Annotated in this window: 8 protein-coding genes; 3 read left to right on the top strand and 5 right to left on the bottom strand. The window is 55.8% G+C overall.

The window, feature by feature from the left end; all coding sequences use genetic code 11:
* Nucleotides 1-1,305, bottom strand: a 1,305-nt coding sequence (locus QZ766_RS10190) for a sugar phosphate isomerase/epimerase and 4-hydroxyphenylpyruvate domain-containing protein (protein WP_297201135.1), incomplete at its 3' end; no start/stop codon positions are given.
* Between the two features lie 114 nt (nucleotides 1,306-1,419).
* Here QZ766_RS10190 and QZ766_RS10185 point away from each other — a divergent pair.
* The gene (locus QZ766_RS10185) at nucleotides 1,420-2,058 is read left to right on the top strand and encodes a TetR/AcrR family transcriptional regulator (RefSeq protein ID WP_297201132.1); all 639 of its coding nucleotides are present in this window, start codon (nucleotides 1,420-1,422) and stop codon (nucleotides 2,056-2,058) included.
* Nucleotides 2,059-2,067: 9 nt separating this feature from the next.
* Here QZ766_RS10185 and fumD read toward each other — a convergent pair whose 3' ends face one another.
* Nucleotides 2,068-2,280 carry a fumarate hydratase FumD gene (gene fumD, locus QZ766_RS10180; RefSeq protein WP_297201129.1) on the bottom strand — a complete coding sequence of 71 codons (213 nt, stop codon included), beginning with the start codon at nucleotides 2,278-2,280 and terminating at the stop codon, nucleotides 2,068-2,070.
* Between the two features lie 417 nt (nucleotides 2,281-2,697).
* Between fumD and pykF the strand changes: the two genes are divergently transcribed.
* Together pykF and QZ766_RS10170 are read left to right on the top strand one after the other, a co-directional pair.
* Nucleotides 2,698-4,110: a pyruvate kinase PykF gene (pykF, locus tag QZ766_RS10175; protein WP_297201126.1), complete on the top strand. Its 1,413-nt coding sequence runs from the start codon at nucleotides 2,698-2,700 to the stop codon at nucleotides 4,108-4,110.
* Between the two features lie 310 nt (nucleotides 4,111-4,420).
* Complete coding sequence (locus QZ766_RS10170; RefSeq protein WP_006118977.1) at nucleotides 4,421-4,657, top strand: major outer membrane lipoprotein; 237 nt, start codon at nucleotides 4,421-4,423, stop codon at nucleotides 4,655-4,657.
* A gap of 72 nt (nucleotides 4,658-4,729) precedes the next feature.
* On the opposite strand, the gene QZ766_RS10165 is transcribed toward QZ766_RS10170, so the two are convergent.
* The 3 genes from QZ766_RS10165 to QZ766_RS10155 form a co-directional block, all read right to left on the bottom strand.
* Nucleotides 4,730-5,722 (bottom strand): L,D-transpeptidase family protein, encoded by a 993-nt coding sequence (locus QZ766_RS10165; protein ID WP_297201104.1) that lies wholly within the window; start codon nucleotides 5,720-5,722, stop codon nucleotides 4,730-4,732.
* A 98-nt stretch (nucleotides 5,723-5,820) separates the two neighbouring features.
* Nucleotides 5,821-6,237 (bottom strand): cysteine desulfuration protein SufE, encoded by a 417-nt coding sequence (gene sufE / locus QZ766_RS10160; RefSeq protein WP_297201102.1) that lies wholly within the window; start codon nucleotides 6,235-6,237, stop codon nucleotides 5,821-5,823.
* A gap of 11 nt (nucleotides 6,238-6,248) precedes the next feature.
* The coding region (locus QZ766_RS10155; protein ID WP_297201100.1) for an aminotransferase class V-fold PLP-dependent enzyme at nucleotides 6,249-7,204 on the bottom strand (956 nt) is incomplete at its 5' end.

Raw genomic sequence — 7,204 nt, 5'->3', positions numbered from 1 at the left:
CTGCCTTTTTGCAGTTCGGTAATGCAGGCGCCCGATTTTCCGGCCGGGAGCAAAATCGCGGGAATAGATATCATCACCCTCTTCCACCAGATAAAAGAGCGTGCCGTCCGGTGCGCTGACCGCCGGGATCGTGCTCTCATTAGGGCCCGCTTCGCCCTGCCAGGAGGCGTAGCCAAACGCTTTGGCCCGGGCCAGAATCGGCCCGCTATCGCTGACCCGCAGCGCCACCGCACACAAAGAGGTGCCGTGACGCTGCCAGAAGTGATCCGCCCAGCTGTAGGGCTGAGAGTTAACCACCACCCGCGCCTCACCGTTCTGCCATAGCGACACCTGCTTGCTGCGGTGCGTACCGCGCGGGGTAAAACCGGTCTGCCTCAGCATACTGCCCAGCTTTTTCGCCTCGGCGCCCCCTGCGGCAAACTCGATGAATTCAAGACCGCGATAGCGCGGCACTGCCGGGGCGCTGAAAAGATGCGCGTTGCTCTCCCCCAACCGGCTGCGCACCCGGTCCTCGAGCCACAGCAGCGATCGATAGCCGTCTTTAGCCGTCGCGCCGTTAGGAAAAGCGCGAAAACCGTCGTTGAATATCTCCAGCGACCACGGCCCGCGGTAGCCCCGGCGGGTCAAGGCGCTGGCGAAGTCAGTCAGCGCCAGTTCACCCTGCCCCGGAAAGCAGCGAAAATGGCGGCTCCACTCCTGCACGTCCATTTTCATCAACGGGGCATCGGCGAGCTGCAGGAAAGTGATTTTTTCCAGCGGCACTGCATCCAGCCTGCTGAGATCGTCGCCCAGAGAGAGAACGTGAAAACTGTCGAGCACAATGCCCATCGCCGGGCTGTCTACCGCCTTCACCCTCTCCCAGGCCTGCTCCCAGCGATTCACGTGCGCCCCCCAGGCCAGCGCCTCATAGCCAATCTGAATACCTTCCTGCTCCGCCAGCGTCGCCAGCGCCCGCAAATCGCTTATCTGTAATGCCCTGTCCGGACTGCTGTCCGCAGAGACATTGCTGCACAGCAGCAGCGTACTGCAGCCCAGCTCGTGCATCAGGGCGAACTTTTGCCTGGCACGCTCGAGATTCGCGACAAACTGCGGGCGGCTCTCTCCTTCGAAATTACGAAAGGGCTGAAAAAGCGTAATTTGCAGTCCCAGATCTTCCGCCATCTGGCGAATATCCGCCGGCGAACCGGTATAATAGAGCAGATCGTTTTCAAAAATTTCGACGCCCTGATAGCCGGCATCGGCGATGGCGTGGAGTTTTTCCGGAAGCGTGCCTGAAATAGAAACATTAGCAATGGAGCGCAGCATAGGTTGGCCTTGTCATCAATGACGGGGTAATAGACTATGAATCATTTGGTTCATATTCGCCACTTTCACTGCCCGCTGTTTCCGGGATATCCCTTTTTATTGCCAGGAGCCGCTATGCCCGCAACCGCTCAGGACGATGCCCGAAACCTGAAAGAGAAGATATTCACCGCCGCGCTGGGGGTTTTTGCCGAGCACGGGCTTGCCGGTGCCCGCATGGAGCAGATTGCCGGTGAAGCGCAGACCACTAAACGGATGGTGGTTTACTATTTCAAAACGAAGGACAGCCTGTATCAGGCCGTACTGCAGCATGTCTATACCCGCATTCGCGAAACGGAGCAGCAGCTGGGACTGGAGAAGCTGCCCCCGGTGGAAGCACTGGTGGCGCTGGTGAAATGGAGCGTGGAGTATCACGCGGGCCACGCCGACTATATGCGTATTATCTGCATGGAAAATATGCAGCGCGGCAAGTGGCTAAGCGCCTCCGCGCAGCTCAAACCGCTTAACCGCAGCGCCCTGTCGATTGTGGAGAATATTCTGCAGCGCGGCCAGCAGGCGGCGATTTTTGCCAGCGGCCTCGATCCCCGGGACGTGCACCGGTTAATCAGCAGCTTTAGCTTTTATCAGGTCTCTAATTTTTACAGTTTTAACAATCTGTTCGGCGAGGGTCCTCTGCCGGAGATTGACGATCCGCAGCTGGTAAAGCACAACAGCGAAATTGCTATTAAGGCTGTGCTGCGCTTCGTCATGGCATAACTCGGGGGCTTACTCTCCGCTAAGGGCGGAGATCACCCGCGTCATGGCCTCGCGGGTGATCTCCGGGCGCTGAATTTTCTGATTAGCCAGTGCGGTACGCAGCACCCCGGCGATGACAATGTGTTTCGGCTCCTGACCGAGATCGCGCATTTCCAGCACTACTTTACCGACCACCCGGCACATTTCCTGATAAAGCGCTTCGTCTTTGCTGACATTTCCCATAATGCACCCTTGCTAACTTGTTAATATTACGATCATTATTGTCAACATTCACTTACGAGGCAACCGCTGACGATCAAAACTGTTATCGGAGCAGTCGCAGAGCGTAAGAAAAGTGTTAAGCTCCGTGGTTACGTTATGAAACAGCGTTTTTGTTTTCTTTTTTACCGGTAACCTCGTATAATGTGGCCCGGTTCTTTCTTGAATGGTTTCAGCGCATTGGACTGTATAAAAATCTGCTCAAAAAATCATCCAACTCTCCAGGCTGATCCCCAGGCTCACTTTCTTCTGCATGCTTTTTTGATGTCACCTATCCTTAGTGCGTGGCATTGCAACTCGAATAAAACAAATTTACCGACGTGGCCCTTCCGCCGCGAACTCGCATTCCCCTATCATTCTCAACGTAAAGACTAAACCGTCATGAAAAAGACTAAAATTGTTTGCACAATCGGCCCGAAAACCGAATCCGAAGAGATGCTGTCGAAGATGCTGGACGCCGGCATGAACGTCATGCGTCTGAACTTCTCCCACGGCGACTACGCCGAGCACGGTCAGCGCATCCAGAATCTGCGCAACGTGATGGGTAAAACCGGCAAAAAAGCCGCTATCCTGCTCGATACCAAAGGCCCGGAAATCCGCACCATCAAACTGGAAGGCGGTAACGATGTTTCCCTGAAAGCGGGCCAGACGTTCACCTTCACTACCGACAAATCTGTTGTGGGCAACAGCGATATCGTCGCCGTCACCTACGAAGGTTTCACAACTGACCTGCAGGTCGGCAACACCGTGCTGGTAGACGATGGTCTGATCGGCATGCAGGTTACCGCGATTGAAGGTAACAAGGTCATCTGTAAAGTGCTGAACAACGGCGACCTGGGTGAGAACAAAGGCGTTAACCTGCCGGGCGTTTCCATTGCCCTGCCGGCGCTGGCGGACAAAGACAAACAGGACCTGATCTTCGGTTGCGAACAGGGCGTCGATTTTGTTGCGGCCTCTTTTATTCGCAAGCGCTCTGACGTGCTGGAAATCCGCGAGCACCTGAAGGCTCACGGCGGCGAGAAGATCCAGATCATCTCCAAAATTGAAAACCAGGAAGGCCTGAACAACTTCGATGAAATCCTCGAAGCATCTGACGGCATCATGGTTGCCCGCGGCGATATGGGCGTTGAAATTCCGGTTGAAGAAGTTATCTTCGCCCAGAAAATGATCATCGAAAAATGTATCCGCGCGCGTAAAGTGGTTATCACCGCGACCCAGATGCTGGATTCAATGATTAAAAACCCGCGCCCGACCCGCGCTGAAGCCGGCGACGTGGCTAACGCCATCCTCGACGGCACCGATGCTGTAATGCTGTCCGGTGAATCCGCTAAAGGTAAATACCCGCTGGAAGCCGTGACTATTATGGCTACCATCTGCGAGCGTACCGACCGCGTAATGACCTCCCGTCTGGACTACAACCACGATGGTCGCAAGCTGCGCATCACTGAAGCCGTTTGCCGTGGCGCAGTAGAAACTGCGGAAAAACTGGAAGCCCCGCTGATTGTGGTCGCGACTCAGGGCGGTAAATCAGCCCGCGCCGTGCGTAAATACTTCCCGGATGCCACTATCCTGGCCCTGACCACCAATGAACTGACCGCACGTCAGCTGGTGCTCAGCAAAGGCGTTGTACCGCAGCTGGTAAAAGAGATCTCTTCTACTGATGATTTCTATCGTCTGGGTAAAGAGCTGGCTATTCAGAGCGGACTGGCGCAGAAAGGCGACGTTGTTGTTATGGTTTCCGGCGCGCTGGTGCCGAGCGGCACCACCAATACCTCTTCCGTCCACGTACTGTAATAATTTACAGCGTCGGAAAATAGTCGATATAAAAGCGCCCGCGTGGCGCTTTTTTTATTTCTGGCTAACGCTATTCAATAGAAAAGCAAATCGGATTTTACTATTTAACAGTCGTTTATCTAAGATGAATCCGATGAAAATTCGCTGTTTTAACTGGTTTTTTTAAACTTTATGTGCGAGTTCGGTGCTTCTTTGAGCGAACGATCAAAAATAAGTGCATTCCCATTAAAAAAATATTCTCAACATAAAAAAGTTTGTGTAATACTTGTAACGCTACATGGAGATTAACTCAATCTAGAGGGTATTAATAATGAATCGTACTAAACTGGTACTGGGCGCGGTAATCCTGGGTTCTACTCTGCTGGCTGGTTGCTCCAGCAATGCTAAAATCGATCAGCTGTCTTCTGACGTTCAGACTCTGAACGCTAAAGTTGACCAGCTGAGCAACGACGTGAACGCAGTACGCTCTGACGTACAGGCTGCTAAAGACGACGCAGCTCGTGCTAACCAGCGTCTGGACAACCAGGCTCACTCTTACCGTAAGTAAGAGTTCCTGTAATGAAATGGCGCACAGTGTGCGCCATTTTTTTTGCCTGAATTTTACTGTTCCTCGTTTCCGCTATTGCGTCACCTGCGCCGGTGTTCCTGAAACACTGCTGTTTTGTGCAGACTGAACCGAATTTGCCTGCACCGGCGCACCGGAAGTAACCGGCACCGGATAGCCTGCCCGTCGATACATCGCCTTATCCACCAGCACCTTGTCCGTGCCCTTATCCGCCACAAACTGCGCGTAGTTGGCAGGCAGCGTATAGCTCATGGTCTGAGGGTTCTGCCCTTCGCTCTGCGTCAGGGGGCGATGTACTTCCATATAGCGCCTGCCGTCAGGCTCGATGGCGTATTTTACCGGCTGATTAATCACCCGCACCGGCGTACCCACGCGTACCTGAGAGAACAGCGCCTTAATATCGTCAGCAAACATCCGCATACAGCCAGAGCTGACCCGCAGGCCAACGCTTGCCTGCGCGTTGGTGCCGTGGATCAGATACTCGCCGTTACCGTATGCCAGACGCAATGCAAAGCGCCCCAGCGGGTTATTCGGCCCGGCAGGGACAACCGGCGGCAGGGTGATGCCTTTCGCCAGCGAGCGCTGGCGGATGCCCGCAGGCGGCGTCCAGGTTGGATTGGGGATCTTCTGCCCGATTTTGGTCGCCATCTCGGGCGTTTCAAGCCCCTGCTGGCCGATGCCCAGCGGATAGACCTGAACCGTATTACCCTGCGGCGGATAGTAATACAGACGCAACTCCGCCAGATTCACCACAATCCCCTCGCGCGGCGCGTCCGGCAGCAGCAGCTGCAGCGGGATCGTTACCTGGGTACCCGGCGCGGGCACCGGTGCAATGGTGTTGTTGGCTTCGAGGATCAGCATTGCCGCAGTATCAAACCGCCGTGCAATCGTCTGCAGGCTGTTATCGCCTTCCTGTACGGTATAGGTTTGGTTTTGGCCAACCAGACGGCTGCCGCTGGCGGGAAGCGTATACTCCACCGCCCAGGACGCCGCCGGGGCTCCCAGTGCACTAATAATCAGAACAGTAAGTAAAGACGCGCGTTTCATGTGATATTCCCTTTTCTTCACTGACAGGACGCCAGAGTGCTAAACGACCTGCAGGGCGATGCCTCACCCCGCAATTTATCTTGCTCCGTTCAGACAGTTTAGCTAAAAGTCAGCGCCTGCGCTCGAATCGCGCGGATCATGGCTTCCAGTCCCTGGGAGCGTGAGGGGGTAAGATGCTGCGTGAGGGCCAGTTTTTCAAACCACGGACGGACATCAAAGTCGGGAATGTCGCTGGGCTGCATGCCGGCATAGAGGATAAACACGATAGCGATAAGCCCTTTAACGATCGCCGCATCGCTGTCGCCGCGCAGCTCAACCGCGCCGTCGGCATCGTGCGTCATCGTTATCCACACCTGGCTCTGGCAGCCCTGAATGCTGTTTTCTGGCGTATGTGCCCCGGCGTCCAGCGCAGGCAGGCGCTGCCCCAGCTCAATAATATAGAGATACTTCTCTTCCCAGTTTGCGCAGCGGCTAAAGTTGCGCAGTAGTTTTTCTTTATCTGGCAGTACAGCCATGATTTCTCCCGTCATCCCAGTAAGCGGTGTATGCGCTGTAATCCTGCCACCAGACGGTCAACTTCTTCAAGGGTGTTGTAGACCACCAGCGATGCACGACACATTGCCGGCACGCCGTAAAAGGCCATTAGCGGCATTGCGCAGTGGTGGCCGGTACGCACCGCCACACCGTAGTTGTCGAGAAAGCTGCCGACATCGTAGGCGTGATGCTTCCCAAGGTTAAAGGCAATAACCCCCTGACGCGTCGCCGGGCCGTAAAGGGTTAAATCCGGCACCGCCGCCAGCTCACGCAGTGCGTGCTGCATCAATCTCTGCTCGTGGGCGGCAATCTGCTCAAGCCCGACCTCGTTAACCCAGGCCAGCGCCGCGCCGAAGCCGATAATCCCGCCGGTATTCGGCGTGCCGGCCTCAAAGCGCCACGGCGCTTTATTCCAGGTGGTGCCCTCCGTCAGACTGACGGTGGCAATCATTGAGCCGCCGCCTTCCCAGGGGGGCATATCCTGCAGGATCTCACCTTTGACATACAGCACGCCAATGCCGGTCGGCCCGTACAGCTTGTGGGCAGAAAAGGCGTAGAAATCACAGTCCAGATGCTGGACGTCCACCGCGTGGTGCATCACCGCCTGGGCGCCGTCCACCAGCACTTTCACCCCGTGCTGATGGGCCAGCGCGGCCATCTCCCGCACCGGGTTTTCGGTGCCCAGCACGTTGGAGACCTGGGTTATCGCCAGCAGCTTCGTGCATTCGTCAATCAGCGAGGGCAGCACGTCCGTAGCCAGCGTCCCGTCCTGCCTGAGAGGAATGTAGCGCAGCTCTGCGCCCACCCGCTCGCAGAGCATCTGCCAGGGCACGATATTGGCGTGGTGCTCCATCTGACTGATGATGATGTTATCGCCCCGCCCGACGTTGCTGCTGCCCCAGCTGTTGGCAACCAGATTAATGGCCTCGGTGGTGCCGCGCACGAAGA

It is taken from the genome of uncultured Pluralibacter sp., assembly GCF_913775985.1.
GTDB lineage: Bacteria > Pseudomonadota > Gammaproteobacteria > Enterobacterales > Enterobacteriaceae > Pluralibacter.
Note: the sequence above shows the minus strand (reverse complement) of the source record. Positions and strands in the feature narration are given on the sequence as shown.

Coding starts and splice junctions, on each gene's coding strand:
- fumD (WP_297201129.1), bottom strand. CDS start 2,280: ATGGGAAATGTCAGCAAAGACGAAGCGCTTTATCAGGAAATGTGCCGG.
- QZ766_RS10165 (WP_297201104.1), bottom strand. CDS start 5,722: ATGAAACGCGCGTCTTTACTTACTGTTCTGATTATTAGTGCACTGGGA.
- sufE (WP_297201102.1), bottom strand. CDS start 6,237: ATGGCTGTACTGCCAGATAAAGAAAAACTACTGCGCAACTTTAGCCGC.
- QZ766_RS10170 (WP_006118977.1), top strand. CDS start 4,421: ATGAATCGTACTAAACTGGTACTGGGCGCGGTAATCCTGGGTTCTACT.
- pykF (WP_297201126.1), top strand. CDS start 2,698: ATGAAAAAGACTAAAATTGTTTGCACAATCGGCCCGAAAACCGAATCC.
- QZ766_RS10185 (WP_297201132.1), top strand. CDS start 1,420: ATGCCCGCAACCGCTCAGGACGATGCCCGAAACCTGAAAGAGAAGATA.